Below are 25,327 nucleotides of genomic sequence, written 5' to 3'. Positions count from 1 at the left end.
TGTCTCATCCTATGAGCCGGGCCAGTCGGGAGAGTAGGGCGAGCAACGCATTCCGTCAGCGCGGTGCGGGAGCCACGGGGTTCTGCTGACCCGGGGTGCCCGGCGACGGGATGAGCACCAGGTCCTCCTGCGGCGGAATCAGGTACTCGGCGCCCGTCTCGGTGACGACGGCCATCTCCTCCACGGAGAGGACGCGCATCGCGTCCGGGCCTTCCTTCCACGCGAAGAACCCGTCGAAGGCGAACACCTGCCCCGTCCGGATGATGCGCGTGGACTGGCCCTGCTTGGGCTTGTCCTTCGCCCCACCGGAGAGCGCGGGCCCCACATCATGCGCCCAGTACCCCACGGGGTGGCCGGTGCCGAACATGTTCATCGGCTCCGAGCCCGCCTCGCTCATCCACACGCGCTGCGCCTTGTCCACGTCCCAGCCGCTGACACCCGGCTTGAGCGCCGCCAGCGCCACGCGGTTGCCCTGCCGGCCCTTCTCCCACCGCTCCAGCGCGTCCTTCGGCACCTGGGTCTGCCCTGGCGCGAGCACGTAGGCGAAGCGCTGGATGTCCGTCACCCACAAGTTGCCCACGCGGATGCCGAAGTCTGTCTGGATGAAGTCACCGGGCTGAATCACCTTCTCCGTGGCGTGCGAGTGGCCACGCAGAGGTCCGCTGTTGACCGCCGGGTTCTGGTCCGGCGCCCACGCGTCCCCCACGCCCAGCTCCGCCATGCGCTTGCGAAGGAAGCGCGCGACGTCGGAGTCACGCGTCTTGCCCGGCACCACCGTGGCGTACGCCTCGATTTGCAGCTGCGCCGTGAGCGCCGCGGCCTTGCGCAGGATGTCCACCTCCTCGGGCAGCTTCACGGACAGCCACTCGGAGACGACGTCCTCGGACGACACCAGCTTCTTGCGCAGCGCGGGCGTCAGCGCCTTCTCCAGCGCCGCGCGCTGCGAGGACGACAGCCCGTCCGCCACCGTGACGGACGTGGACGCGTTGATGGCGATGCGCGCGGGCTTCGCCGCCGACAGCTTCGCGGCAATCTGCGCATAGAGGTCCTGCCCGCGCTCCACCGAGATGACCTCGTCCATCGGCGCCACCTCGCGCAGCGCCGTGGCCTCGCTCACCGGCGACAGCGCGAGCGAGCGCACCGTGTCCCCCTGTCGCAGGAACAGGAACGCCGCGGTGCCGCCCGCGTTCTCCCCGCCGACGTGGATGGCCAGCGGGTCGTTGTCGTTCTCCCGGCAGAGCACCACCCAGGCGTCCACGTTCGCTCGCGCCATGGCCTGCGGCAGCAGCTTCTGGATGCGCTCCTTTCGGATGCGTGGCCACGGGTCGCCGGAGACGATGGAGGCCTTGCCCGTCGCGCCCGCCAGGGGCGCGGCGAGGAGCAGGGTGGCGACGAGAGCGGACCGGACGCGCTTCATGCTTCGGGAATCCTTTCGGGAGAAGGCGCCGCCATCATCCCCGACCTCGTCCGCCCCAGGCACCGCCCCCATGTGAAGTCCTGTCGCGTCGCCCTGAAGAAATGCCCGGGCAAACCGGAGAAAACCGCGAGTGCAAGCGCCACCGCCGTCGCTCGTTTAAGGTGATGACCATGGCCAAGAGCTCCTCCCGCAAGTCCGCCGCGAAGGCGAAGGTGAAGGTGAAGAAGCCCGCCGCTCCCCGAACCGCCGCTCCCCGGAAGAGCCAGGCGAAGCGGCCCGCTCGCCCGCCCGAGCCGCCGCCCATCGTCCTCGAGGCCGAGCCCGTCTTCCCCGATGAGCCCACGCTGGAGGACGCCCCCAAGGCGCTGCCCGCGGGCGAGGAGGGAGGAGGCCGCGTGCTCCCCTTCGAAATCGACCCCAAGCGCATGGAAGAGGGCCTGCGCAAGCTCCAGGGCGAGGTGGTGCACTGGGCCAACAAGGGCCGCTACACCCGCGTGCGCTTCAAGTTCCGGGGCAAGCAGCTCTTGCCGGACCTGCCGCTCGCCGCCGTCGTCGCGGCGGAGGGGCTCACGTTCTACTGGGGCGGCATCCTGCGCGTGCTCATCGCCAACGTGGTGGGCGGCAGCGTGTTCCAGGTGGAGCTGGTGAATGACGCGGAGAAGCGCGTCCAGGCCGGCAAGGAGGCCCTGCTGTCGGGCGACGTGGACCAGGCGCTGGCCCTGTTCCGCGAGGCCGTCGCCATGGACCGCGACTCCGCGCCCGCACACCTCAACGTGGGCGTGGCGCTCAAGCTCAAGGGCGACAAGCAGGGGGCGCTCGCGGCCTTCGAGAAGGCCCTGGAGAAGGACCCCGAGGGCCCTGTTGGCACCGAGGCCGAGCGGCTGGCCGCCCCCCTTCGTCCCTCGCCCGTCTAGCGTCCGTCCCGGGCCCTTCCGGAGGCCCGTTTTTCTTCGTCGGAAGCGGGCTGAAAACAGGGTGTTCGAGCGTTCAGTAGGGGGCGCTTCTTCGCGCTCCGATGACTTGATTTCGAACCCCTCCGCATGTGGGGCGTACACCCCCTCGTTTCCCTTGTTGACGTAGGGAAATCCAGGGGTTACGAACGCTCCCTCACTGGACGGCGGCCCTTCACGGGGTCCCTCCGCGAACCTCCCAGAGCCCATGGCTGACGACACCACCGACAAGCCGGCCCCGCCCTCCCCGCCTCCTCCTCCGGACGGCGCTGGAGAGCTCATCCCCGTGAACATCGAAGACGAGATGCGCCGCTCGTATCTCGACTACTCGATGTCCGTCATCATCGGTCGCGCGCTGCCCGACGTGCGCGACGGCCTCAAGCCCGTGCATCGCCGCGTGCTGTTCGCGATGAACGACCTGGCGAACTACCACAACCGCCCCTACAAGAAGAGCGCGCGCGTGGTGGGTGACGTCATCGGTAAGTACCACCCGCACGGCGACTCCTCCGTGTACGACGCCATGGTGCGCCTCGCGCAGCCGTGGAGCCTGCGCTACCTGCTGGTGGACGGTCAGGGCAACTTCGGCTCGGTGGACGGCGATATGCCCGCCGCCATGCGCTACACCGAAGCGCGCATGGACCGCCTGGCCGAGGAGCTGCTGGCGGACATCGACAAGGAGACCGTCGACTTCGGCGCCAACTACGACGACTCCCTCGAGGAGCCGCTCGTGTTGCCGGCGCGCTTCCCCAACCTGCTCGTCAACGGCAGCAGCGGCATCGCGGTGGGCATGACCACCAACATCCCGCCGCACAACATGACGGAGGTCATCAGCGGGACGCTGCACCTCATCGAGAACCCCACGTGCACCGTGCGGGACTTGATGGAGTTCATCACCGGCCCGGACTTCCCCACCGGCGCGTTCATCACCGGCCGCGAGGGCATCCACCGCGCCTACGAGACGGGCCGCGGGCAGATTACCGTGCGCGCCCGGTCGGAAATCGAGACGTCGAAGAAGGGTGACCGCGAGGCCATCATCTTCACGGAGATTCCGTACCAGGTGAACAAGGCGCGGCTCATCGAGAAGATCGCCGAGCTGGTGCGCGAGAAGAAGCTGGAGGGCATCAGCGACATCCGTGACGAGAGCGACCGTCAGGGCATGCGCATCGTCATCGAGCTCAAGCGCGACGCGATTTCGCAGGTGGTGCTCAACAACCTGTACCAGTCCACGGCACTGGAGACGACGTTCGGCGCGGTGATGCTGGCCATCGACGGCGGCCAGCCGCGCACGTTGAACCTCAAGGAGCTGCTGGACCGCTTCATCGCCCACCGCCGCGACGTGGTGACGCGCCGCACGCGCTACGAGCTGCGCAAGGCGCTGGCGCGCATGCACATCGTCGAGGGTCTGCTCGTCGCGCAGGACCTCATCGACCTGGTGGTCAGCCTCATCCGCGCGTCCAGGGACCCGGACGAGGCGCGCTGGGGCCTGATGAACATCCTGTCGCCCACGCTGTACGAGCACGAGCGCTTCGCGAACCTGCAGCGCATCGACTACGACAAGGCGAAGGCGCAGATGGAGCTGCTCGTCTCGCGCGCGCGCAACGAGGAGCCGCAGTACCGGGGGCTGGCGCACAAGTACGAGGGCGCGGGCTTCAGCCAGGAGCAGGCGCAGAACATCCTCGAGATGCGCCTGCAGCGGCTCACCGGCCTGCAGCGCGAGGAGCTGTTCCGCGAGCTCATCGGCCTGGTGCGCGACGTGGCGCGCCTGCAGGACATCCTCGCCAACGAGCAGAGCCTGCTCAACGTCATCAAGACGGAGCTGATGGAGATTCGCGAGCGCTACGGCGACAAGCGCCGCACCGAAATCATCGGCGCCGTGGATGACATCACCAGCGAGGACCTCATCGCCGAGGAGACGATGGTGGTCACGCTGTCGCACACCGGCTACGTCAAGCGCTCGCCGCTGTCGGAGTACCGGGCGCAGAAGCGCGGTGGGCGCGGCAAGACGGGCGCGGCGACGAAGGAAGATGACTTCGTCAGCAAGCTCTTCGTGGCGAGCACCCACGCGTACCTGATGCCGATTACGACCAAGGGCAAGCTGTACTCGCTCAAGGTGCACCAGATTCCGGCGGCCAGCCGCACGTCGCGCGGCAAGGCGATGGTGAACCTGGTGCAGTTTGGCGAGGGCGAGAAGCTGGCCCAGGTGCTGGTGACGCGGGACTTCCCGGAGAGCCGCTACGTCTTCTTCGTCACGAAGAAGGGCGTGGTGAAGCGCACGGACCTGAGCGCGTTCGAGAACGTCCGCTCCAGCGGCATCATCGCGCTGGGCATCGACGACGGGGATGAGCTGGTGGCGGTGATGATCACCGACGGCTCGAAGGACATCCTCCTGTCGACGGCGACGGGCATGAGCATCCGCTTCCCGGAGTCGGAGGTCCGCTCCATGGGTCGTCAGGCCTTCGGCGTGAAGGGAATCACGCTGGAGGACGGGGACGAGGTGGTGGGCGCCGTGGTGGTGGAGAACGAGTCCGCCATCCTCACGGTGACGGAGAACGGCTACGGCAAGCGCACCGAGGAGGCCGAGTACCGGCAGCAGGGCCGCGGCGGCAAGGGCATCATCGACATCAAGACCACCGAGCGCAACGGCAAGGTGGTGAGCGTGGTGCAGGTGAAGGAGTCGGACGAGGTGATGCTCGTCACCAACGGCGGGATGCTCATCCGCATGAAGGTGAAGGAGATCTCCGTCATCGGCCGCAACACGCAGGGCGTGCGCCTGATTGCGCTGGAGAACGAGCAGGAGAAGGTGATGGCCCTCTCCAAGCTCCCCGAGGGCGAGGAGTCCGAGGAGGAGTCGGAGACGACGCCGCCCGCCGAGGGCGCTCCGGAGGGCGCGTCCGCGGAGGCCGTGGCCACCGAGGTCGAGGCCGCTCCCGCCGCCGAGGAGGCTCCTGCCTCCGAGACGTCGGCCGAGGACTCCAGCTCCGAGGAGCCGCAGGCCTGAGTCGGACGATGATGTGAGGCACCCAGGCCCCTCTTCCCCGTGTGTGGGAAGAGGGGCTTCGTCTTGTCATGGGCGCGGTGGGACGCTCAGGGCAGCCCGAGCAGCGTCAGCGTCGTCACGCCGGACATGCCCTGGATGCCTGAGGAGGAGAAGCACTCGAACAGGTCCACGTCCAGGTACGTCAGCGTGCGGACCGCGGTGGCCCCCTGGAACTTCCCGGACTCCACCGTGCCGCTGTAGGTGACGGCGATGGTGGTGTTGCTGATCTGGAGGGAGGTGCGCGTCTGGAACAGCGTGGACGTCTCGCCCGTGTTCCAAATCACCTCCGCGCGCGTCGAGCCGAGCTCCAGCAGGTCCCGACAGGAGTAGGCGGGGCGCTGGACGTCGATGAGGAGCTCTCCGGACGTCACCTCCGGGTCGAACAACGAGACGCAGTTCGTGAACGAGGACATCCCGGTGATGTGCGTGTCGCGGGGGATGACCGACAACGGTGGCGTGTATTGATTCACCGTCGCTCCCACTGGACAGGCCACCATCGACAGCCGCTGCTCCGTCTGGGTGGTGTCCTCCTCGGACGGCAAGGGAGCGGGCGGCTCCTCCCCGCAGCCTTGCAGGACACCTCCCGCGAGACATGACAACAACAGGATGAATCTGGAGTTTCGGCGCATCGTGGACCCCCTGGTTTGAAGAGGTCGCTGGGATAGGGATGTACCTTCGTCCAGGGCCACGTGGGACCCGGGCGCACCGTTCGTGGACGGGCCCGGGCCTTGGACCTTCGTCCAGTGCGCGAGGGTGATTCGTCAGGCTCAGCGCAGGACGTCTGGGAGCTTGGAGACTGTCTAGGGCAGGCCGAGCAGCGTGAGGGTCGCCGTGCCGCTGAGCTGCGCGAGGCCTTCTGGCGAGGAGCAGGCGTCGAGGTCGGCGCTGAGATAGGTGGTGGTCCGAATCGCGGTGGCGCCCGCGAACTTGCCCGACACCACCGAGCCCAGGTGCGTGTAGAGGACAGAGAGCCCTTCCACCCGCGTGCCGACCCGGGTCAGCGTCAGGGTCGAGGTCTCGAGGGTGTTCCAGGTGATGACCGAGTCCGACGTGCCGGAGGTCAGCAACTCGTGACAGGAATAGCCGGGCCGGAAGAGGTTGAGGCCGATGGTCCCGGAGCTCACCCCGCTGAACAACGCGTCGCAGCCTGAGAGGGTGAAGCTGCCCGTGTTCGTCACGTCCTGGGGCGTGTTCTTCAACGGCGGGGAGTATTGGATGACCGCTGTTCCGAGGGGGCACGAAACCAGCGTCACCAGGCCCTGCTCCACGGTCGCCGGGCTTCGTGGCGCGGTGGGCTCCTCGTGTCCTCCGCAAGCGGTGAGCGTACTTCCCGTCATGATGAGCACGACGATTGCGCGCCACGATGGTCGATGCATGACTGCCTCCTGGGTGTGAGGCATTGGCTATAGCTGTCTGGTTTTGACGGGGCCACTCGCGACGCGAGGGGGCTGTCCGGGAGGATGCAAAGGCCTTGGACTCGAGGACAGTCGCCCGGGCTCAGCGCAGGATGTCCGGGAGCGTCGAGACATCCACGCGTGGCACGCCGACCTGCGTCACCGCTTGTGCGCCGAACCAGTTCGCCAGCTCCGCGCACTTCGCCAGCGTCCAACCCCGCAGCAGTCCCAGGGTGAAGCCCGCGAGGAAGCAGTCCCCGGCGCCCGTCGGGTCCACCTCCTCCACGGGCCAGGAGGGCAGGTGGACCGAGTGCCGCGCGGTGAGCACCGTGCTGCCTTTGCGTCCGCGGGTGATGACCACACACGTCCTCGCGCGCACGGCGTCGAGGTCCAGCGCCCGCGCCTCCTCCTCGCTCGCCTTGAGCACGCGCAGGTGTCCCAGCAACTCCGCGTAGGGCGTGTCCTCCAGCCGCTGGTTCCACACGCGCCCCTCATCATCCAGCGTGCGCAAGAGGCCCTGCGCGTCGGCGAGGACATGCTGGGCCCGCTGGGACATCCGGACGAGCGTCTCCGGAGGCACCTCGCCCATCACCCCGCAGGCGAGCGCCACGCGCGCATCGAAGACGATGTCCTCGGGCGGGATGCTCACGGAGCGCGCGTCCACGCGCAGCACGCGCTCTGCCTGGCTGAAGTCCGCGAGGAACCGCGTGGTGCGCGTGCCCGGGATGATGCGCGGCGGGTACCGGACGCGGTCCGCATAGGCGAAGTCCTCGCCCGCCACCGCCACCACCGCGTGGTCCACGCCCGCGGCGTCGAACACCGAGGAGATGTACGCCGCGGAGCCGCCGAGCGTGTGCACCGCGCCGCCCTCTCCCGAGGGCAGCACGTCATGGCAGTAGTTGCCCACCACCAGCACGTCGCACGAGGCGCGTCCCGACACGGGCGGCTACTTGCGCGTGAAGGTCGCGGGCACGGGCGCGCCGGCGGCCTTCTCGTCCGTCCAGGAGATGTGCAGCACCCACCAGCGCTGGCCGTCGAAGACGAGCTGGATGTTGTTGACGCCCTTCGTGAGCACCGCGCCCTCCGGCGCCTCACGGGCCTCGTACGCGCTCAGCACGTTGACCAGGTCGCCATAGCCATACATCTGGCGGTGCGTCTCCTTCTCGAAGAAGCCGTGCGTCTTGAAGAACGTCTCGCCCCAGGCCACGTAGTCGTCCGGGGTGATGGGGGACACACCCGGGAGCCCGCCGGGCTTGGTGCGATTGACGGACGCCATCTGCGCGCCCGGATAGAACAGCGAGCGGAAGCGCTGCCAGTCGCGCGCCTTGCCGGCGGGACCGCTGATGACGTCATAGAGCGCGGCGAGCAGCGCCTCCTGCGTCTTCACGTCCTCCGACCTGCCGGGGGGATGTTGCTGGAGCGCCGCCTGGGTGCGCTCCGCCGCGAGCTTCATCGGGCTGGGCGCGGCGGGCGGCTTGGGCGCGACGGGGGGCGGCTTCGCGGACTGCGCGAAAACGGAGGCGGAGCTCAGCAGGACCACGACGGGGACCGCGGCGATGAAGCGGGGCATGGGATGGACCTCCAGACGTCGAGGAAGCACCGCGCGACAGGTTACCCTGACGTCCGAGGAATGTCTGACGCGGTTCGAGGCGGGCGTGGGGTGTTCGCGCTCCGACACTCGACGCGCGGCGCAAAAGCCCGGGCTCCGGGTGGCATGGTGAGGGCCCGTCCGTTAGGGTGCCCGGCCATGATGCGTCGACTCCTACTGACCCTGTTGTTGTCCGTGTCCTCCACCGCGATGGCGGCGGAGACGCTCACCGTCTACTCCGGCCGCAACGAGAAGCTCGTGGGGCCCCTGCTCAAGAAGTTCACCGAGAAGACCGGCATCGAGGTGAAGGTGCGCTACGGCGAGACGCCGCAGCTGGCCGCCACGCTGCTGGAGGAGGGCGACAAGACGCCCGCGGACGTGTTCTTCGCGCAGGACGCGGGCGCGCTCGGCGCGCTGAGCAACGCGGGCCGTCTGCAGGCGCTGCCCAAGGCCACGCTCGACAAGGTGGACGCGCGCTTCCGCTCGCCGACAGGCCAGTGGGTGGGCGTCAGCGGCCGCGCGCGCGTGGCCGCGTACAACACCAAGAAGGTGAAGGCCGCGGACCTGCCCGACAGCATCCTGGGTTACACGGATGCGAAGTGGAAGGGCCGGCTGGGCTGGGCGCCCACCAACGCGTCCTTCCAGGCCTTCGTCACCGCGCTGCGGCTGCTCAAGGGCGAGGACGCGGCGAAGCAGTGGCTCCAGGGCATCCAGGCCAACGGCGTGCGCGTGTACAAGAACAACGCCGCCATCGTCGAGGCGCTGGGCCGCGGTGAAATCGACGCGGGCTTCGTCAACCACTACTACCTGTACGCCGCGAAGAAGAGCAACGCGGAGCTGCCGGTGGCCAACGACTTCTCCGTGGCGGGCGACCCGGGCGCGCTGGTGAACGTGGCGGGCGTGGCCATCCTGAAGGAGTCGAAGAAGCAGGACGCGGCGCGCAAGTTCTCCGCGTGGCTCCTGGAGAACGACGCCCAGGCGTACTTCTCCCAGGAGACGCACGAGTATCCGCTGGTGGCCGGCGTGAAGACGGCGCAGGACCTGCCGGCGCTGTCCAAGGTCGGCTCGCCGGAGCTGGACCTGTCGAAGCTCGACGACCTGCGCGGCACGGTGAAGCTGCTGCAGGACACCGGCGTCCTGTAGAGGGAGCGGGCTTCGTGACACGGCGGGCTCCGCGGTGGTTGTTGATATCGGGCGTGCTGGTGGCGGCGCTCGCGGTGCTGCCCGCCGTGTACCTGGGGGTTCGCGCGGCGGAGGCCGACACGAGCGCCTGGGGGCTGCTCTTCCGGGAGCGCACGTGGGGCCTGTTGTGGCGGACGTTGGGGCTCGCGGCGGCGGTGACGGTGCTCGCCGCCGCGGTGTCCCTGCCGCTCGCGTGGCTCACCACGCGCAGTGACTTGCCGGGCCGTCGCCTGTGGACGGTGCTGTTGTGCGTGCCGCTCGCGGTGCCCACGTTCGTCAGCGGCTACGTGCTGCTGGCCGCCTTCGGCATCGGCGGAGTGTTGGAGGAGCTGCTGACGCGCTGGGGGCTGCCGGTGCCACCGGTGTATGGCTTTCCAGGTGCGCTCGTGGCGTTGACGGTGTCGACGTATCCGTACTTCTTCCTCGCGCTCCGAGCGGGGCTGCTCTCGCAGGACCCCGCGTGGCTGGAGGGCGCGCGCAGCCTGGGCCTGAGCCCGACGCGGGCCTTCTGGAAGGTGACGGCGCCGCTGCTGCGTCCGGCCTTCGTGTCCGGGGCGCTGCTCGTCGGCTTGTATGTGTTGTCGGACTTCGGCGCGGTGGCGCTGGTCCAGTACGACGCCTTCTCGCGCGCCATCTATGTGCAGTACGAGGGCGCGTATGACCGCACCTACGCCGCGCTGCTCGGGCTGGCGCTGGTGGCGGTGACGGTGGTGGTGCTGGTGCTGGAGGTGAGGCTGCGAGGACGTGCCGGCTATCACCGCAGCTCGAAGGGCGCGGCGCGGGCCTCGGCGCCGGTGTCACTGGGGCGATGGCGGGTGCCCGCGCTGCTCTTCTGTGGCGCGGTGGTGCTGGCGGGCGTGGTGCTGCCGGTGGGCGTGCTCCTGTACTGGGGCGCGCGAGGGCTGGCGCGGGACGAGGCGTCGCTGATGCAGCCCGCGCTGGGCTCGCTGCTCGCGTCGGTGCTGGGCGCGGTGGCGTCGGTGTTGTGCGCGCTGCCGCTCGCGTTCCTCGCGGTGCGCTACCCGAGCCGGCTCACCCTGGCGATGGAGCGCGTGTCCTACGTGGGCTATGCGCTGCCGCCCATCGTGCTGGCGTTGTCGCTCGTCTTCCTGGGCGTGCAGGCGCTGCCGTTCCTCTATGGGACGCTGGTGATGCTGGTGCTCGCGTACGTGGTGCGCTTCCTGCCGCAGGCGGTGGGCACGGTGCGCTCGGCGCTGCTCCAACTCAACCCGCACCTCGCGGAGGCCGCCGCGTCCCTCGGGGAGTCCCCGGCCGGAGTGTTCCGCCGTGTTACCGCGCCGCTGTTGCGTCCGGGATTGCTGGCGGGAGCGGCGCTCGTCTTCCTCACGGCAATGAAGGAATTGCCGGCGACGCTGCTGCTCGCGCCCATCGGCTACGAGACGCTGGCCACGCGCGTGTGGGGCGCCACCGCGGAGGGCCGCTTCGCCGAGGCCGCGCTGCCCGCGCTGGTGTTGATGGCCGTCTCCGCGCTCGGCGTGGGGCTGCTCGTGTCGCAGGAAGGCGACGCGCCCCGGGGCTGAGACACCGCCTCGAAAATCGAGACACTCTCGACGGATGAGATGTTGCTCGCGTCGCTTGGCCTGTGCCCGCACGCGCGTTACACGTCTGGCTTCATGTCCCTGCCAGCATCCGTCCTTCCTCCGCTCGCCGCTGATGCGTTTGCTTCCACCGCCAATGCGCTCGGTGAGCTGCCCTGTGGCCCGCCGTACTCCCCGAAGCACGTCCAGTCCGTCATCGAGGAGCAGAAGCCCACCACGTTCGACGGCGCGGTGAAGGCGCTGGGGTCCGCGGGCAGCTCCACGCTCGCGTTCGTGGCCTCCGTCTACAAGGACGCGCCGCGCACGGCGGCCACGCTGGCGGGGCCCTTCACCGTCACCGAGCCCACGGGACACGCGGGGGATTTGCACATCCAGGGGGACCTGACGCTCGGGAAGTCGCTCGTCGTCGTGGGCGACCTCACGGTGGACGGCGTGCTGCGGGACGGCGAGCACACGAAGCTCGTGGTGGTGGGGCAGGTGCGCTGCCGCGCGATGCACACCTCGGGCTGGGTGACCATCATCGGCGGGCTGACGGTGGAGCACGCGCTCTATGGCCGCTACAACGATGACTCGGTGGAGGTGCTCGGCCCCATCACCGCGGGCATCATCGTGAGCGACGACCACCTCATCTACGGCAAGCCGAAGACGGCGACGCTGCGCCCGTCCCAGGGGGGCGCTTGGGGGCCGGACACCTTCGACGCCCGGGATCGAGCCCACAAGGCCGAGCTGCCCAAGGTCCTGGTGGACGGCATCACCTCCCTCGACGAGGACGGAGAGGTGAAGGTGGATGGGGAGAAGCTGGTGGCCGCTCGGCCGCCCTGGAAGTAACGGCGGAACGCGGTAGGGTGCGTGGCGCTTTCGCCATGCCCCTGCTCTCGCTCGAAGCCCTGTCCCTTCGCTACACCACCGGCGGCACCGCCGCGGTGGATGGCCTGTCGCTGTCCGTGGAGCCCGGGGAGGTGGTGGCCCTGCTGGGCCCCTCCGGCTGCGGCAAGACGACGACCCTGCGTCTGGTGGCGGGCTTCGAGCGCCCCGGCACGGGCACCATCACCCTGGACGGCCGCGTGCTCGCGGGCCCCGGGACGTTCGTCGCGCCCGAGCAGCGCAGCGTGGGCATGGTGTTCCAGGACTACGCCCTGTTCCCGCACCTGTCCGTGCTGGAGAACGTGACGTTCGGCCTGTCGCGACTGCCGCGCGCGGAGGCCGAGACGAAGGCGCGCGCCATGCTGACGCTGCTGGGCCTGGGCGAGTTCGGCGCGCGGATGCCGCACGCGCTCTCCGGGGGCCAGCAGCAGCGCGTGGCGCTCGCGCGGGCCCTGGCGCCGGGGCCTCGGGTGCTGTTGTTGGACGAGCCCTTCTCCAGCCTGGACAGCGCGCTGCGCGCCTCCACGCGGGTGGAGCTGCGGCGCGTGCTCAAGTCGCTGGGGGTCACCGTGCTGCTCGTCACGCATGACCAGGCGGAGGCCATGGCCTTCGCGGACCGGATGGCCGTCATGCGCTCGGGGCAGGTGGAGCAGGTGGGCACGCCGGAGGCCATCTACTCGACGCCGCGCACGGCCTTCGTCGCGTACTTCCTGGGCGGCACCAACCTGTTGCCCGGCATGGGCTTCGGCGGCGCGGCGCGCACGGTGCTCGGCAACCTGCCGGTGGTGGGGCAGGCGCGCGGCAAGGTGCTCCTCTCGCTGCGTCCCGAGTCGCTGCGCCTCACGCCGGACACGGACGCCGTGGCGGTGGGAGGTGCCCTGCGCGCGGAGGTGTTGTCGCGCGAGTTCCAGGGCCCCAGCGCCGAGTTCACCATCGCCTGTGGCGGCATGGAGCTGGTGGTGCGCGGCGCGCCGGAGCTGCCCCTGCGGGCCGGTGACAGGGCCCGTCTGGAAGTGGTGGGCCGAGCGGGCGTGCTGGAGGACAGTCCCGACTAGCTCGGCTGTCCTCCGAGCGTGCGGACGGCATACGCTGGCGGTGTCCCCTGGGTGCAATCACCCGGGCTCTCCGTGCGTAGAGGTGGGTATGAACATCGCAGGTCTTCGTGGCATGGGCACCCGCTTCTTCCGGTACGTGAGAGACCCTCGCGTGTCGCTCTGGCGCAAGCTGGCCGGAGTGTTGGCGGTGGTCTATTTCGTGTCGCCCGTGGATGCGGTGCCGGACGTCATCCCCGTGCTGGGCTGGATGGACGACCTGGGCGTGCTCTCCGCGGCGGCGCTCTTCATGATGCGCGAGGTGCAGCGCTACCGGCCCGAGCAGCCCTGGGACGGCGTGCCTCGCGACGAGGAGGGCCACGAGCGCGTGCCGCCCGCCGTCCGCAAGCACGTCTGAGCGGGAAAGTTCCGCCGGGAATCCCCGGCTCCAGCACTGTCCCAGGACTGTGACGCCGCGCGTCCGCGAGTTCCCGTGGTGTGCGCGGAGGGGACGCGGAATCATGGGCGTGCATGGACACGTCCCAGGGAAGCAAGGTGGTCCTCGTCACGGGAGCCTCCTCGGGTATCGGCGAGGCGTGCGCGGAGCTGCTCTCGGTCCGCAAGCACGTCGTCTACGGCACCAGCCGTCGTCCTCCGGAGACGCCGTCGGTGGGCTACCGGATGCTGGCGTTGGACGTCACCCAGGAGGACTCGGTGCGCCGCGCGGTGGCGGAGGTCCTCGAGCGCGAGGGCCGCATCGACGTGGTGGTGAACAACGCCGGCCACGCGCTGGCGGGAGCGCTGGAGGACACCTCCTTGGAGGAGGCGTGGCGCCAGCTCGACACCAACGTGCTGGGTGTGCTGCGCGTGTGCAAGGCCGTGCTGCCGCACATGCGTGAGCGGCGCTCGGGCCGCATCATCAACATCGGCTCGCTGGGCGGCGTGGTGGGACTGCCATTCCAGAGCCTCTACAGCGCCAGCAAGTTCGCGCTGGAGGGGCTGACGGAGAGCCTGCGCCAGGAGGTGGAGGCGTTCGGCATCCAGGCCTCGCTGGTGGAGCCCGGCGACGTGCGCACGCGACTGACGGACAACCGCGTCCGCGCGGCGGGCTCGCGTGACGGGTCCGCGTACCGCGAGCCCTTCGAGAAGGTGCTGGCCCTCATCGAGAAGGAGGAGCGCGAGGGTGTGCCCGCGGAGGCCGTGGCGCGCAAGGTGCTCGAGGTGATGGAGGCGACAGAGCCGGACGTGAGGTACTCGGTGGGGAAGCTCTCCCAGCGCGCCGCGGTGGTGGCGAAGACGCTGCTGCCCGCGAGGACCTTCGAAAGCCTCCTGATGTCCATGTTCGGACTCAAGCGCCGCTGAGCACCGCCCTCAAAGACAGTCACTCCGGTGCTCGTGGTGGGGTGACATGTCTTTGCCATTGAGTGGCGGAAGCCTCGCGCTCCTCACTCGCGCAGGAGGCTTCCATGCGACCGTCGAGCCCGTGCGCCAGTGTTGTTCTGGCGAGGGTGTCCCCCGTCCTGGCCCGTGAGCGATTGCCGACGGTGGGTGTCTCCACCGCGGCGCTGGGGCTCGCGGCCCAGAAGCGACGTCGTCAGAACTGACCACCCATGGCGAGGCCCGCGCCGTTGCGACCCATCAGCGTGGGCGTCACCGCCACCGGAGGCAGACGGCGGGCGTCGAAGTTGCGCGTCAGGTAGGCCGTCAGCGCCAGGCCGCCCATGACGCCGATGCCCGTGCCGATGAGGATGGGGTCTTCGTCGTTGGTGCCCGTGAGCAGCAGCGTGGTGCTCGCGCCCATCAACCCGCCGATGATGCCGCCCGCGTCGATGATGAGCATGCGGCCCCGCGTCACCGGCATGTTCCGCGACAGCAGCGAGAAGGCGATGATGCCCGCGGACGCCGACGCCATCTGGGCCCCGAACAGGCTCCTCGTGCTCTCGCCGTCGACGACTCCCAGGAACAGCGTCGTCAGCACGCCGGCCCACAGGCCTCCCGAGTTCGCCATCGACACCTGCCCCGCGGTGGGCTTCAGGGTGGTGGCCAGCAGGATGCCCACGCCGGTGAAGCCCGCGGCGCCCAGCGCCACCGAGCCGAACGCCGCGTCCTCCTCCAGGTCGAACGCGATGAGCGAGGCGACGCCGAAGTAGAACCCCCACATCGTGCCGGCGTTGATGACCGACGCCTGCCCCGGGGTGATTCCGTCCTGGACCAGCAGCAACGTGCTGAGCGTTCCCAGGCCCGCGCCGAGCAACGCCGAGGCCGGATAGGCCCGGTCCGCGCACTCCGCGATGGCACACAGCAGCATCCCCTGAACCGCGCCGTGCATCGTCTGAATCACCGTGAGAGAGGCCGTCGCGCCGCGCGTCGGGCGCTCCGTGTTCTCGAACACCGCGGCCTGCGCCAGCTTCGCGCCGGGCTTGAGCCGCGCGCGAGCAAGCCGCTCGAGCTCGGGCGCTTTCGAGTGCTGGGGACACAGCTCCAGGACCTGACGGAAGGCCTCCGCGGCCTCCTCGTCGTCGCCCTTGCTGAGCGCGTCGAAGCCTTCGTTGTAGAGGGTCTCCGACTCGGGGGGGCAGGCCTCGGGCGAGGCCATCAGCGGCGGAGCCGTCAGCGTGTCCTGGGCGCGGACAGGGGCTTCGTCCTGGGAAGGTGAAACCTGGGCGGCACCCAGAGCGACGAGCAGGATGGTGGCGAGCGTCATGTGCGCCCGCCACTTTACGCGACGACCCCGGCCCGTCCACGAGGGGAGGGGCCGAGGTCGCCGATGACTTGGGGCGTCGGGTGAGACGACCCGGGGTCAGCGCGTGGCGAGCGTGTCCACGTGCTGACGCAGCTCGACGTCATTGCCCAGCCGGGCGGCGAGCCCGGACAGGGGCTTCGCGGCCTGCTCGATGCGGCCGCGGGTGCGGGGCCCCGCCGCCACGAGCCACGCCACGCCCAGGGCGAGCTCGGCCACCTCGGGCGCGCCGGTGAGCTGGCTGGCCAGGTTGAGCAGCGCCTCCACCGCCTTCTTCACCTGGGCGCCGTGCAGCGCGTGGCCGCTGGTGATGCCCTCGCGCAGCAGCTCCAGCAGGGCGAGCGCCGTGCCGCGGGCCTGCCGCACCGGCTCGGGACCCGTGCCCGCGCCGTCCCACAATCCGTTGGCGAGCTGGCGGCCCAACAGCGCCTCCACACCCCCTGCCTCGGGCTCGTGGGCGACAGGCGCCATGTCCCGCGACTCGCGCAGCTCCGCTTCCTCCGACAGCGAGTCGTCGTACGAATCCATGGGCGCCATCTCCGCGCGCTCCATCTCCTTCTTGCGGGACTTCTTCATCCCGCCTCCGCCGAAGATGCCGCCCAGCATTCCGCTCGCGCTCTTCGCCATCTCGCCGACGACGCTGACGCTGCGGCTGGGCATCATCGGGGACGGCGACGGAGGCGCCATGGGCGCCGCGGCGGCGGGCGCGGGGATGCGCATGGGCGGGGGCGGCGGCGGCATCTGCGCCGAGCCTCCACGGTTGCGCGCACCGGGGCGCTGCACGACGTTGCCACCCTCGGCGTCCGCCTCCCCCTTGTCCTTGTCGAACATGGCCCAGCCCGCGGGCGCGTTCACCGGGACGACACGCGTCTCCGGCTGACCCGAGGCGCGGCGGTCGCCCGTGCGCTCCTCGACGACGACGAAGGACGTGTAGCGCGTGACGATTTGATGGGCGACGGCGAGCTCCACGATGCGCTTCTTCATCGACTCGGCGCGCCGGCCGATGAGGCCCGTGGACTCCCAGCCCTTGATGCGCTCGGCGGCCCACAGCTTCTCCACCGCGGGGCGGTCCGACTCGGCGGGGAAGTTCACGCTCACGGTGAGCGCGAAGGGCTCCTTGCCCGAGCGTCCGCGCAAGGTCAGCTTGCCCGAGCCCGGCGCGGTGTAGCGGCCCAGGAGCGTCCAGGGCACGCCGTCCACCATCGTCGGCAGCTCCGCGGGCGCCAGCTCCGTGCCCTCCACGCCCTCGAACGTCGCCTGCAGCTCGGTGACGCGAGGCGCGAGCGCGCGGGCGAACTGGGCCACGACCTTGTCGTCGATGCGCTCGCCGGGGTGGATGAACTCCACGTCGCCGCCCGTCTGGCGGGCCATGTCGCGCAGCAGCGCGTCGCTCACGTTGGTGCCGATGCCGAACGAGTACACGCGCGCCGTCTTGCGCTCGGCGAGCACGGCGCGGAGGATTTCGTCCTCGTTGCCCACCTGGCCGTCGGTGAGCAGCACGAGCACGCCATCCGGCGCGGTGCGCGCGGCGGCCTGCATGGGCCCGAGCAGCTCGGTGCCGCCGTCGGCGCGCAGCGCGGCCACCCACCGGTCCGCGTCCTCCAGCATGCGCTGGGTGAAGGGCACCGGCTGCGGCTGGAACGAGCGGAAGCTGCTCTCGAAGGCGATGACGTTGAAGCGGTCGCCCTCGCGCAGGTGGCGCAGGCACAGCCGGAGCGCGGCCTGGGCCTGGGGCAGGCTCTCGCCGTCCATGGAGCCGGAGACGTCCACCAGGAAGATGACCTCCTGCTTGGGCGGCGTGGACGCCATCGCGAGCAGGTCGGGCACCACGGTGAGCGCGAAGGTGCCGGGGCCGTCACCCTTGCGGTGCGTGACGAGCGGCACGAAGACGGCGCTGGTGTCCGGGCTGCGCAGGGTGAGGACCAGGTCGCGGTCCAGGGCCACCTCGCCGCGCGCGAAGCTCACGCGGCCCCGGGTGCTGCTCTCGCGGGTGAAGGTGATGGCGTGCGAGGGGCTCTCGACGACGACTTCGCGGCCCAGGTCGACGAGCAGGTCCAGGCGCAGGCCGTACTGCACCTGACCGATGGGAGGGCTGATGCGGTCCGCGTCGGGGACGCGGGCGGTGGGCTCGGCGGCGCCGTGACCGGTGCGGTCACCCGAGGGCGCGCCGGGGATGTAGCGCGGGGCGACGAGCGTGGGCAGCATCCAGCGCACGCTGCCCTCCTCGGCGGTGACGGCCTGGAGGAACTCCACCTCGATGAGGGTCTCTTCGCCGGGCAGCAGGTTGCCCACCTGGGCGGTGAAGACGTTGGAGCGCTCCTCGTCGAGCAGCGCCGCGCCGTGGCCGGCGGTGACGGCGTCGTCGTAGGTGCGGAAGGCCTCTTCGCGCTCCTTGACGACGCCGTCGATGCGGCGGCCCGCGCACGTCATGGAGAAGGCGGACAGGGTGCCATCGGAAGGAAGGGGGAAGGTGTAGACGGCCTCGACGGGGCGCTTCTCGTCGTTGAGGTAGCGCTGGCGCACGCGCACGCGCGCATGACCGCCGAGCAACTCACCCGTGACTTCGACGCCCTGCAGCGGCACCTGCTTGCCTTCGCGCGTGAACAGCCCAGCTTGCTCCGTCGTCATGGCTTCTCCTTGTCCTGGAACTCTTCGATGAGGGCGCGCACCCGCTCGGCGAGCGCGCGAGTCTTGGCTTCCGCTGAATCCGACACGTGCAGCTCCAGCCCGGGAGCCAACTCCCACCGCTGGTAATTCGATGCCCCGTTGGGACGCCGGACGGGTGGCGCAGGTGCCACGATTTGTGGCTCGGGGGAGGTCGCCGGCCCGTACGTGGGCGGCGTGGGGGTAGGGTCCGACTCGGCGAGCTTTCGCAGCTCGTCGGGCGTCAGCCGGAGCAGCTCCGCCTGGATGGCGTCCAGGGGCAGGAACCGCGCCTGGAGGACCCGGATGGCCTTGAGCCGGATGAGGTGCTCCTCGCCATACACGGTGTCCGGTCCCTTGAAGGGAGGCGCGGGGAGCAGCCCCCGCTGGACGTAGTAGCGCACCGTGCGTGGCGAGACGCCCGCCTCCTCGGCCAGCTCCGCCAGCTTCCACTCGCTCTGTGTCTTCCGCGTGTTCACGACACGAACAGTAGGATTCGACATGGTTACTGTCAAGTCGACAGTGTCGAATTGTTGGGAGCGCGGTGTCGAGATGGAGGGTGGGTTGGTGTCGGATTGGACAGTGCTGGTGTCGAGATGACCGGGCGGGTTGCGCGGGGTGGGGCGGGGTGGAACAGAGGGGGGATGAACGGTGCGGAAGGGTTGGATGTCTCGTCGATACGGTTGATTGGGACGGCGGTGACGCCGGCGGTGATGGTGTCGGCGTGCGGCATCGTAGCGACGGGGTTGGACAATCAGATTGCGCGGATGACGACGCGGATGCGGGAGATGTTGCGGGAGGTGCGGCTGTTGCCGGAGGGGCACACTCGGCGGGAGGTGTTGCGGCAGGAGGTGGACATCCTGGACCGGCGACACGCGATTCTGGCGAGGGCCATCGCGCTCACGTACACGGCGCTGTTGTCATTCGTGGTGACGTCGCTCTTGTACCTGACGAAGCGTCAGCTCGACATCCCGGAGCCGTTGCCGGTGGTGGCGTTCGCCCTGGGCGTGTTGTTGCTGGGCGCGGTGGCGGTGCTGGCGTTGGCTTCGCTGAGACTGAGCCGGCTGGCCATCCAACTCGAGCGCGAGGAACTCTTCGGCAGTAAGCGCGCGCCGCCGGTGCGTTAGGGGGGCTCAGCTGAGCCCGCCCGCGGGAGGGCCCTCGTCATCGTCGTCGAACTCATGGCGTGAGTCGTCACGCGAGCCGAAGCCGCTCCGGGCTGCCGCGGCGCCGACGGCGCGCAGGATGTCGAGCGGGATGGGGAGGATGGTGTGGTTGCCGCCCGTCGTGATCTCCACCAACGTCTGGAGATAGCGGAGCTGGAGCGTGGCCGGATTGCGGCTGAGCACGTCCGCCGCCATGGCGAGCTTCTCGGCGGCCTGGTGCTCGCCCTCGGCGGCGATGATCTTCGCGCGTCGCTCGCGCTCCGCTTCGGCCTGTCGCGCGATGGCTCGCTGCATCTCCAGCGGCAGGTCGATGTGCTTCACCTCCACGTTGGAGACCTTGATGCCCCACGGGTCCGTGTGCGCGTCGAGCACCTGCTGGATTTCGCGGTTGATGCGCTCGCGCTCCGTGAGCAACTGGTCCAGCTCCACCTGCCCCAGAATCGCGCGCAGCGTGGTCTGCGCGAGCTGACTGGTGGCGTAGAGATAGTCCTCCACCTGGAGCACGGCCTTGTCCGCCTGGATGACGCGGAAGTAGACGACGGCGTTGACCTTCACGCTGACGTTGTCTCGAGTGATGACGTCCTGGGGCGGCACGTCGCGAGCCACGGTGCGCAGGTCGATGATGACCATGCGCTCCACGAAGGGGATGAGCCAGCGGAAGCCCGCGCGCTTCAGCCCCACGTAGCGTCCCAGGCGGAACACCACGCCGTTCTGGTACTCGTTGACGATGCGCACTCCGGAGAGGAACAGCAGGAAGACGACGCCCAGGGGGATGAGGAACCCGAGCAGTCCGAACACGTCGGTCATGGCTTCACCTCGTCGACGAAGAGGGTGAGCCCGTCCACACGACGGACCACCACGTGAGCGCCCCTGTGGATGGGCTTGGGGGAGGTGGCGCGCCAGCGCTCACCGTGGACGAAGACCTCGCCGTGCTCGGGCGAAGTCGGCGAGAGCGTGGTGCCCTCCTCACCGATGAGCCCCGCGTCACCGCCGAGCTGCGGCAACCGGCGCGTCTGCGCACCCCGCCACGCGATGTAGGCCGTGGCTCCCGCGAGCACCAGCGTGGTGGGAATCAACCACGCCCACGTCACACGGAAGGACGGGTCCACGAACCAGCCCGGGTCGAACCGGTCCACGAGGAACAGTCCCCCCAATCCCAACAGCACGACCCCCGAGGCGCCGAGCAGCCCACTGGTGACGAACAGCTCCGCCACGATGAGCGCCACGCCGAGCAGCAACAACAGCAGTGCCCCCATGCGAACGGGCAGCGCCGACGAAGCCATCAACGCGAGCACCAGCGCCACCGCGCCGAGGAGCCCCGGAGCGATGCCGCCCGGATGGGTCAGCTCGATGACGAGCCCGAGCGCGGCCATGAGGAACAACAGGTAGACGAGCGAGGGATGCGCGAGCGCATGGACCAGTCGTTGTGACAGTCCAGGCGTCAGGTCCACGAATCGCGCATCGCGAGTGTCCAGACGTACGGTGTCCCCGCTGGCCACCTGGACCGCGCGTCCATTCACCTGGTCGAGGAACTCCTCCTCACTGGAGGCCAGGTACTCCACCACGCGCAGCTCACGCGCCTGGTCCGCGCTGACGGCGACACTGGCGCGCACGGCGGAGGCGGCCCAGGTGACATTGCGTCCGCGTTGTCGCGCGATGCTCTCCGCGAAGGCGACGGTGTCGTTCTCCACCTTCCGCGCGAGCTGCGCGCCTCCCGCCTTCTCCGGGTCCTCGCCGGTGAGTCCCACCACGGGATGTGCGGCGCCGATTCGGGTCCCCGGGGCCATGGCGGCCACATTCGATGCGAGGGTGATGAACACGCCCGCGCTGCCCGCATGCGCGCCGGAGGGTCCCACCCAGACGAGCACGGGCACGGACGCGCCCAGGAAGGCGCGCACGATGGCATTCGTGGCCTCCAGCGAGCCACCCGGCGTATCCAGTCGGACCAGCAGCGCCGAGTGCCCACCCAACTCCGCGCGCCGCACGCAGTCGACCAGATAGGCGCCCGAACCGGAGTCGACCACGCCATCCAACTCACAGCGAGCCACCGTGTCGTGAGGAGCCTCTGTCGACGGTGTCGCCGCGAGCAACCCCAGCGACAGTGACAACAAGAGCCCCATCGCACCGAGTCGTCGCGTGTGTCGAAGTGCCGAGGAACGAGATGGCCACACGTCACACCTCCCGGAGCGAGCCGTGGGAGGTGTCCCGCTGGGCGACGTCGCGCGTCCAATCCGCCTCGATGTCAAAGCCATTGCCGCACGACTTCCATTTCCAATCGGTCTCGTTGCCTCGGTCCGCGAAGCGCGACATCAACAGGTGGACGTTGTCGAGGTGCCGAGCGGGCGCCTCATCGCCGTGGAGATGCTCTCCGTTGGCATGGATGGAAGAGTGGGGGTCGCGTGACACCAGGGCGCGGAGGATGTCCCAGACGCCTTTACCGCCAGACGCTGCACTCAGAGGTTGAGCGCGTGCTCCACGCAGATGCTCGGCGCGGAGCGGGAGCCTGACGCCACGGTGCGTGGCGAGTGCTCGCTTGTCGGCGTCGACGACATCCCGCATGGCCGTGAAGCTCCCAGGGGTGAGTCCCTCCCAGCACAACGGTGCTCATGGCCCACGGCCCGTTCCTGAAGGTCCCTCCGCATGTCCGGTATCCGGCATCGTGAGCGAGCGCCCGCATGCCCGGTCGGTCACCGGGTGGTGGGACCAGGCGTCAGACCCCACATTGCTTCAGGAGGTTCGCGCGGCATGGGCCGCCAGAGGCAGTCCCATCATCTTGGACGAGGAGGATTCATGCGCCGTGTCGTTCTCATCGCAGCTCTGGGCCTGGGCGCCACCGCGGCGTTCGCCTGTAAGACCACGCAGCCTCCCGGGACGGAGACGCAGGCGCCGATACAGGGGCCTGATCAGGTGAGAGAGCCCGTGCAGACGGTGCCGGACGACCCGCCCGGTCCCGCCACGCCCATGCCCACCGAGGCGGACGCGGGCACGACGGAGACTCCGTAGCGACCGAGGCCGCACCGCCGAACCTTGTCGTCCACAGCCATCGTCATGACTCGAGCGGCGCGGATGTCTCCGTCAGGAGCATCCGTGCCGGGCCATCTGGACGCCGTCCGTGACAGCACGCCAGGGCTCGCGCACAGTGCGCGGGCACACAGGCAGGCACCCACGGAGGCGCACGGTGGCGACCACGGTCTATCTGGCGGAGCGAATCTGGACACTGGATGCCGAGCATCCCCGGGCCCGGGCCTTGGCGGTGCGCGATGGCCGCGTGCTGGCGGTGGGCTCGGCGGAGGACGTGCGAGCCGCCGCTCCGGGCGCGCGCGAGGTGGACCTGGGTGACGCCACGGTGGTCCCGGGTCTGGTGGATGCGCACGCGCACATCCACGGGCTGGGCCGGAGCCTCACCACGGTGCGCCTGGAGAAGGCGCCATCGGTGGACGAGGTGGTGCGTCGACTGGCGCAGGCGCCCGCGTCCAGCTTCCAGGGGGACTGGTTGTTGGGACGCGGCTGGGACCAGAACGAGTGGCCCGGCGGAGCCTTCCCGGGACGCGCAGAACTCGATGCGCGCTTCCCATCGACGCCCGTGTTCCTCACGCGAGTGGACCATCATGCGGCGTGGGTGAACGGCGAAGCGCTCCGCCGCGCGGGCATCACCCGAGACACGCAAGACCCCGAGGGTGGCCGCATCCTGAGGGACTCGCGGGGAGAGCCCACGGGCGTGCTCGTGGACAACGCGATGGACGTGGTCGCCGCGGCGATGCCTCCGCCCACGAAGGACCAGCTCGAGACGCGACTGCGCGCGGCGCTGGAGCGCTGTGCCCGGGTGGGCCTGACGGGCATCCACGACGCGGGCATGGACCTGGATGCCTTCCGTGTCCTCCAGCAATGGGACGCACAGGGCGCGCTGCCCTTGCGCGTCTACGCGATGGCGGCGGGCCAGGGCGACGAGCGGCACGCGTACCTGGAGCAGGGCCCCTGGCAGGGGCGGATGTTGACGATGCGCGCGGTGAAGTTCCTCGCGGATGGCGCATTGGGGAGCCGAGGCGCCGCGCTCCATGAGGACTACAGCGATGAGCCCGGCCAGCGCGGACTGTTGTTGATGTCACCCGAGGAGCTGGAGTCGAGGACCCGCGCGTTCATGGCGAGGGGCTTCCAGGTCTGCATCCACGCCATTGGAGACCGTGCCAATACGTTGGTCGTGGACGTGCTGCTGCGAGCGTCGGAGGCGACGGGGACGCAGGCGCTTCGACACCGCGTCGAGCACGCGCAGATTCTCCGACGCGAGGACATCACGCGGCTGGGCGCGGCGAAGCTCGTGGCGAGCGTGCAACCCACCCACGCGACCAGCGACATGCCCTGGGCGGAGACGAGGCTGGGCCGCGAGCGGCTGCGCGGAGCCTACGCGTGGCGCAGCCTGAAGGACGCGGGCGCGAACCTCGCGCTGGGCAGCGACTTCCCCATCGAGAACCCCGACGTGCTGGCGGGCCTGTATGCGGCGCGCACGCGGCAGGACGCCACGGGCAGACCCGAAGGCGGCTGGAGGTCGGAAGAAGCCCTGTCGGGACGAGAGGCCCTGGAGGGCTTCACGCTGGGCCCCGCGTGGGCGTCGTTCGAGGAGGCACGGCGCGGACGGCTGGCGCCGGGACAGGACGCGGACTTCGTGGCCCTGTCCGTGGACCCGGTGGAGGGCGCCGCGAGGGGCCTGGTGGACGCGCGAGTCCTCGCGACGGTGGTGGCGGGCGTGGAGGTGTTCCGCGAGTCGCCGTGACGGCCGCTCACACGCTGAAGATCTGCGAGCGCGCCGCCTCGGCGATGGCGACGACGGCGGGGTGGCGCAGGCGGCGCTCGACGGTGATGGCGTAGAAGCAGGTCTCGATTTCATCGGTGCGCCCGATGACGGAGCAGTTGAACGCGCGCTCCATCTGCGACTCGATGACGGAGGGCAGGGCGAACACGCCGTGGCCGCTCTGCCCGAAGGCCTGCAGCAGCGCGCTGTCGTCGAAGTCGCCGGCGATGAGCGGGCGCAGGTTCTGTCGCTCGAACCAGAGGTCCAGCGAGCGGCGCACGGAGGACTCGTCCGAGGGGAGCAGCATGGGCGCTCCATCGAGTGAGCGGGGGAAGTCCTTCTTCAGGTGGCGCAGGTTGTTGGCCGCGAAGAACGACACACCGCACTTGCCCAGCAAGTGGTTGAAGGAGCGGACGCTGACCGGCTCGGAGCTGGGCGCATCCGCGAGCACCACATCCAGCTCATGCAGCGCCAGGGAAGCGAGCAGCTGGGGCAGCGGGCCCTCGCGGCAGATGATGCGCAAGGAGGGCCCCGCCTCGAGCGCGGGCTTGAGCAACTGCTCGGCCACCAGCTTCGGGATGACGTCGAGGATGCCCACGTTGAGTCGCAGCTGCTGACCCGGGGGCAGGCCGGCGACCACGTTCTTGAGCTCGTTGCCCAGACGGAAGATTTCGTCCGCGTACCGCATGACGGTGCGGCCCACGTCCGTGAGGACCAGCTTGCGGCCCTGTCGCTCGAAGAGCTTGTGGCCCAGCGACTCCTCCAACAGCTTGAGCTGGCTGCTGATGGTCGGCTGGGCGAGGTGCAATTCCTCGCCCGCCTTGGCGATGCTGCCCGCCCGCGCAACCGTCCAGAAATACAGGAGATGGTGGTAGTTGAGCCAGCTCATGAGCTTAGAAATAACCGATGGATTCGGTTCAAACTACCTAATTTTTTTAAGAATGGCGGTGACTTATTCCTTGGGGCGTTC

Annotated in this window: 24 protein-coding genes; 12 read left to right on the top strand and 12 right to left on the bottom strand. The window is 69.7% G+C overall.

Annotated features, from left to right (window positions below; translation table 11 throughout):
- Window positions 1–55: 55 nt before the first annotated feature.
- A complete protein-coding gene (locus tag LXT21_RS09135; RefSeq protein ID WP_254037700.1) occupies window positions 56–1,417 on the bottom strand; it encodes a M24 family metallopeptidase in 1,362 nt (453 codons plus the stop codon).
- A gap of 170 nt (window positions 1,418–1,587) precedes the next feature.
- Between LXT21_RS09135 and LXT21_RS09130 the strand changes: the two genes are divergently transcribed.
- Together LXT21_RS09130 and gyrA are read left to right on the top strand one after the other, a co-directional pair.
- Entirely contained in the window at window positions 1,588–2,331 is a 744-nt protein-coding gene (locus tag LXT21_RS09130) for a tetratricopeptide repeat protein (protein ID WP_254037699.1), read from the top strand.
- 244 nt (window positions 2,332–2,575) lie between these two features.
- Complete coding sequence (gene gyrA / locus LXT21_RS09125; RefSeq protein ID WP_254037698.1) at window positions 2,576–5,365, top strand: DNA gyrase subunit A; 2,790 nt, start codon at window positions 2,576–2,578, stop codon at window positions 5,363–5,365.
- 86 nt (window positions 5,366–5,451) lie between these two features.
- Here the strand turns inward: gyrA and LXT21_RS09120 are convergent, their stop codons facing one another.
- The 4 genes from LXT21_RS09120 to LXT21_RS09105 all read right to left on the bottom strand — a co-directional run bounded on the left by LXT21_RS09120 (window position 5,452) and on the right by LXT21_RS09105 (window position 8,368).
- Complete coding sequence (locus LXT21_RS09120; protein WP_254037697.1) at window positions 5,452–5,946, bottom strand: hypothetical protein; 495 nt, start codon at window positions 5,944–5,946, stop codon at window positions 5,452–5,454.
- A gap of 258 nt (window positions 5,947–6,204) precedes the next feature.
- The gene (locus LXT21_RS09115; protein ID WP_254037696.1) at window positions 6,205–6,780 is read right to left on the bottom strand and encodes a hypothetical protein; all 576 of its coding nucleotides are present in this window, start codon (window positions 6,778–6,780) and stop codon (window positions 6,205–6,207) included.
- 121 nt (window positions 6,781–6,901) lie between these two features.
- Window positions 6,902–7,738 (bottom strand): PfkB family carbohydrate kinase, encoded by an 837-nt coding sequence (locus tag LXT21_RS09110; protein ID WP_254037695.1) that lies wholly within the window; start codon window positions 7,736–7,738, stop codon window positions 6,902–6,904.
- A 6-nt stretch (window positions 7,739–7,744) separates the two neighbouring features.
- Window positions 7,745–8,368 (bottom strand): nuclear transport factor 2 family protein, encoded by a 624-nt coding sequence (locus tag LXT21_RS09105; protein WP_254037694.1) that lies wholly within the window; start codon window positions 8,366–8,368, stop codon window positions 7,745–7,747.
- Window positions 8,369–8,545: 177 nt separating this feature from the next.
- Here LXT21_RS09105 and LXT21_RS09100 point away from each other — a divergent pair, with 177 nt between their 5' ends.
- From LXT21_RS09100 to LXT21_RS09070, 7 genes are all read left to right on the top strand, one after another.
- Window positions 8,546–9,529, top strand: a complete 984-nt coding sequence (locus LXT21_RS09100) for an iron ABC transporter substrate-binding protein (RefSeq protein ID WP_254037693.1) — start codon at window positions 8,546–8,548, stop codon at window positions 9,527–9,529.
- 14 nt (window positions 9,530–9,543) lie between these two features.
- Window positions 9,544–11,109 (top strand): ABC transporter permease, encoded by a 1,566-nt coding sequence (locus LXT21_RS09095; protein ID WP_254037692.1) that lies wholly within the window; start codon window positions 9,544–9,546, stop codon window positions 11,107–11,109.
- A 93-nt stretch (window positions 11,110–11,202) separates the two neighbouring features.
- Complete coding sequence (locus tag LXT21_RS09090) at window positions 11,203–11,955, top strand: hypothetical protein (RefSeq protein WP_254037691.1); 753 nt, start codon at window positions 11,203–11,205, stop codon at window positions 11,953–11,955.
- 35 nt (window positions 11,956–11,990) lie between these two features.
- A complete protein-coding gene (locus LXT21_RS09085) occupies window positions 11,991–13,046 on the top strand; it encodes an ABC transporter ATP-binding protein (protein ID WP_254037690.1) in 1,056 nt (351 codons plus the stop codon).
- Between the two features lie 88 nt (window positions 13,047–13,134).
- Window positions 13,135–13,440 (top strand): YkvA family protein, encoded by a 306-nt coding sequence (locus LXT21_RS09080; RefSeq protein ID WP_254037689.1) that lies wholly within the window; start codon window positions 13,135–13,137, stop codon window positions 13,438–13,440.
- A 113-nt stretch (window positions 13,441–13,553) separates the two neighbouring features.
- Window positions 13,554–14,384: an SDR family oxidoreductase gene (locus LXT21_RS09075; protein WP_254037688.1), complete on the top strand. Its 831-nt coding sequence runs from the start codon at window positions 13,554–13,556 to the stop codon at window positions 14,382–14,384.
- A gap of 104 nt (window positions 14,385–14,488) precedes the next feature.
- A complete protein-coding gene (locus LXT21_RS09070; RefSeq protein WP_254037687.1) occupies window positions 14,489–14,626 on the top strand; it encodes a hypothetical protein in 138 nt (45 codons plus the stop codon).
- Here LXT21_RS09070 and LXT21_RS09065 read toward each other — a convergent pair.
- The 3 genes from LXT21_RS09065 to LXT21_RS09055 form a co-directional block, all read right to left on the bottom strand.
- The gene (locus tag LXT21_RS09065; protein ID WP_254037686.1) at window positions 14,617–15,726 is read right to left on the bottom strand and encodes a tetratricopeptide repeat protein; all 1,110 of its coding nucleotides are present in this window, start codon (window positions 15,724–15,726) and stop codon (window positions 14,617–14,619) included. The genes LXT21_RS09070 and LXT21_RS09065 overlap by 10 nt on opposite strands.
- A gap of 96 nt (window positions 15,727–15,822) precedes the next feature.
- Complete coding sequence (locus tag LXT21_RS09060) at window positions 15,823–18,390, bottom strand: VIT domain-containing protein (RefSeq protein WP_254037685.1); 2,568 nt, start codon at window positions 18,388–18,390, stop codon at window positions 15,823–15,825.
- Entirely contained in the window at window positions 18,387–18,884 is a 498-nt protein-coding gene (locus LXT21_RS09055; protein ID WP_254037781.1) for a MerR family transcriptional regulator, read from the bottom strand. Before LXT21_RS09055 ends, LXT21_RS09060 begins: the two co-directional genes overlap by 4 nt.
- A gap of 165 nt (window positions 18,885–19,049) precedes the next feature.
- On the opposite strand from LXT21_RS09055, the gene LXT21_RS09050 reads away from it, so the two are divergent.
- Complete coding sequence (locus tag LXT21_RS09050; protein ID WP_254037684.1) at window positions 19,050–19,532, top strand: DUF2721 domain-containing protein; 483 nt, start codon at window positions 19,050–19,052, stop codon at window positions 19,530–19,532.
- Window positions 19,533–19,538: 6 nt separating this feature from the next.
- On the opposite strand, the gene LXT21_RS09045 is transcribed toward LXT21_RS09050, so the two are convergent.
- Genes LXT21_RS09045 through LXT21_RS09035 form a run of 3 tightly spaced genes read right to left on the bottom strand, consistent with a single transcriptional unit; the run spans window position 19,539 to window position 22,130 of the window.
- Window positions 19,539–20,378, bottom strand: a complete 840-nt coding sequence (locus LXT21_RS09045) for a slipin family protein (protein ID WP_254037683.1) — start codon at window positions 20,376–20,378, stop codon at window positions 19,539–19,541.
- Window positions 20,375–21,691 carry an NfeD family protein gene (locus LXT21_RS09040; protein WP_254037682.1) on the bottom strand — a complete coding sequence of 439 codons (1,317 nt, stop codon included), beginning with the start codon at window positions 21,689–21,691 and terminating at the stop codon, window positions 20,375–20,377. The genes LXT21_RS09045 and LXT21_RS09040 overlap by 4 nt, the downstream gene beginning before the upstream one ends.
- Window positions 21,692–21,743: 52 nt before the next feature.
- Complete coding sequence (locus LXT21_RS09035; protein WP_254037681.1) at window positions 21,744–22,130, bottom strand: hypothetical protein; 387 nt, start codon at window positions 22,128–22,130, stop codon at window positions 21,744–21,746.
- A gap of 231 nt (window positions 22,131–22,361) precedes the next feature.
- Between LXT21_RS09035 and LXT21_RS09030 the strand changes: the two genes are divergently transcribed.
- Window positions 22,362–22,574 (top strand): hypothetical protein, encoded by a 213-nt coding sequence (locus tag LXT21_RS09030; protein WP_254037680.1) that lies wholly within the window; start codon window positions 22,362–22,364, stop codon window positions 22,572–22,574.
- A 175-nt stretch (window positions 22,575–22,749) separates the two neighbouring features.
- Window positions 22,750–24,339, top strand: a complete 1,590-nt coding sequence (locus LXT21_RS09025; protein WP_254037679.1) for an amidohydrolase — start codon at window positions 22,750–22,752, stop codon at window positions 24,337–24,339.
- A gap of 7 nt (window positions 24,340–24,346) precedes the next feature.
- Here the strand turns inward: LXT21_RS09025 and nhaR are convergent, their stop codons facing one another.
- Entirely contained in the window at window positions 24,347–25,246 is a 900-nt protein-coding gene (gene nhaR / locus LXT21_RS09020; protein WP_254037678.1) for a transcriptional activator NhaR, read from the bottom strand.
- Window positions 25,247–25,327: the final 81 nt, after the last annotated feature.

The organism is Myxococcus guangdongensis, from assembly GCF_024198255.1.
GTDB classification, from domain to species: domain Bacteria; phylum Myxococcota; class Myxococcia; order Myxococcales; family Myxococcaceae; genus Myxococcus; species Myxococcus guangdongensis.
The sequence above is the reverse complement of the archived record's forward strand: the minus strand, read 5'-3'. Positions and strand labels throughout refer to the sequence as shown.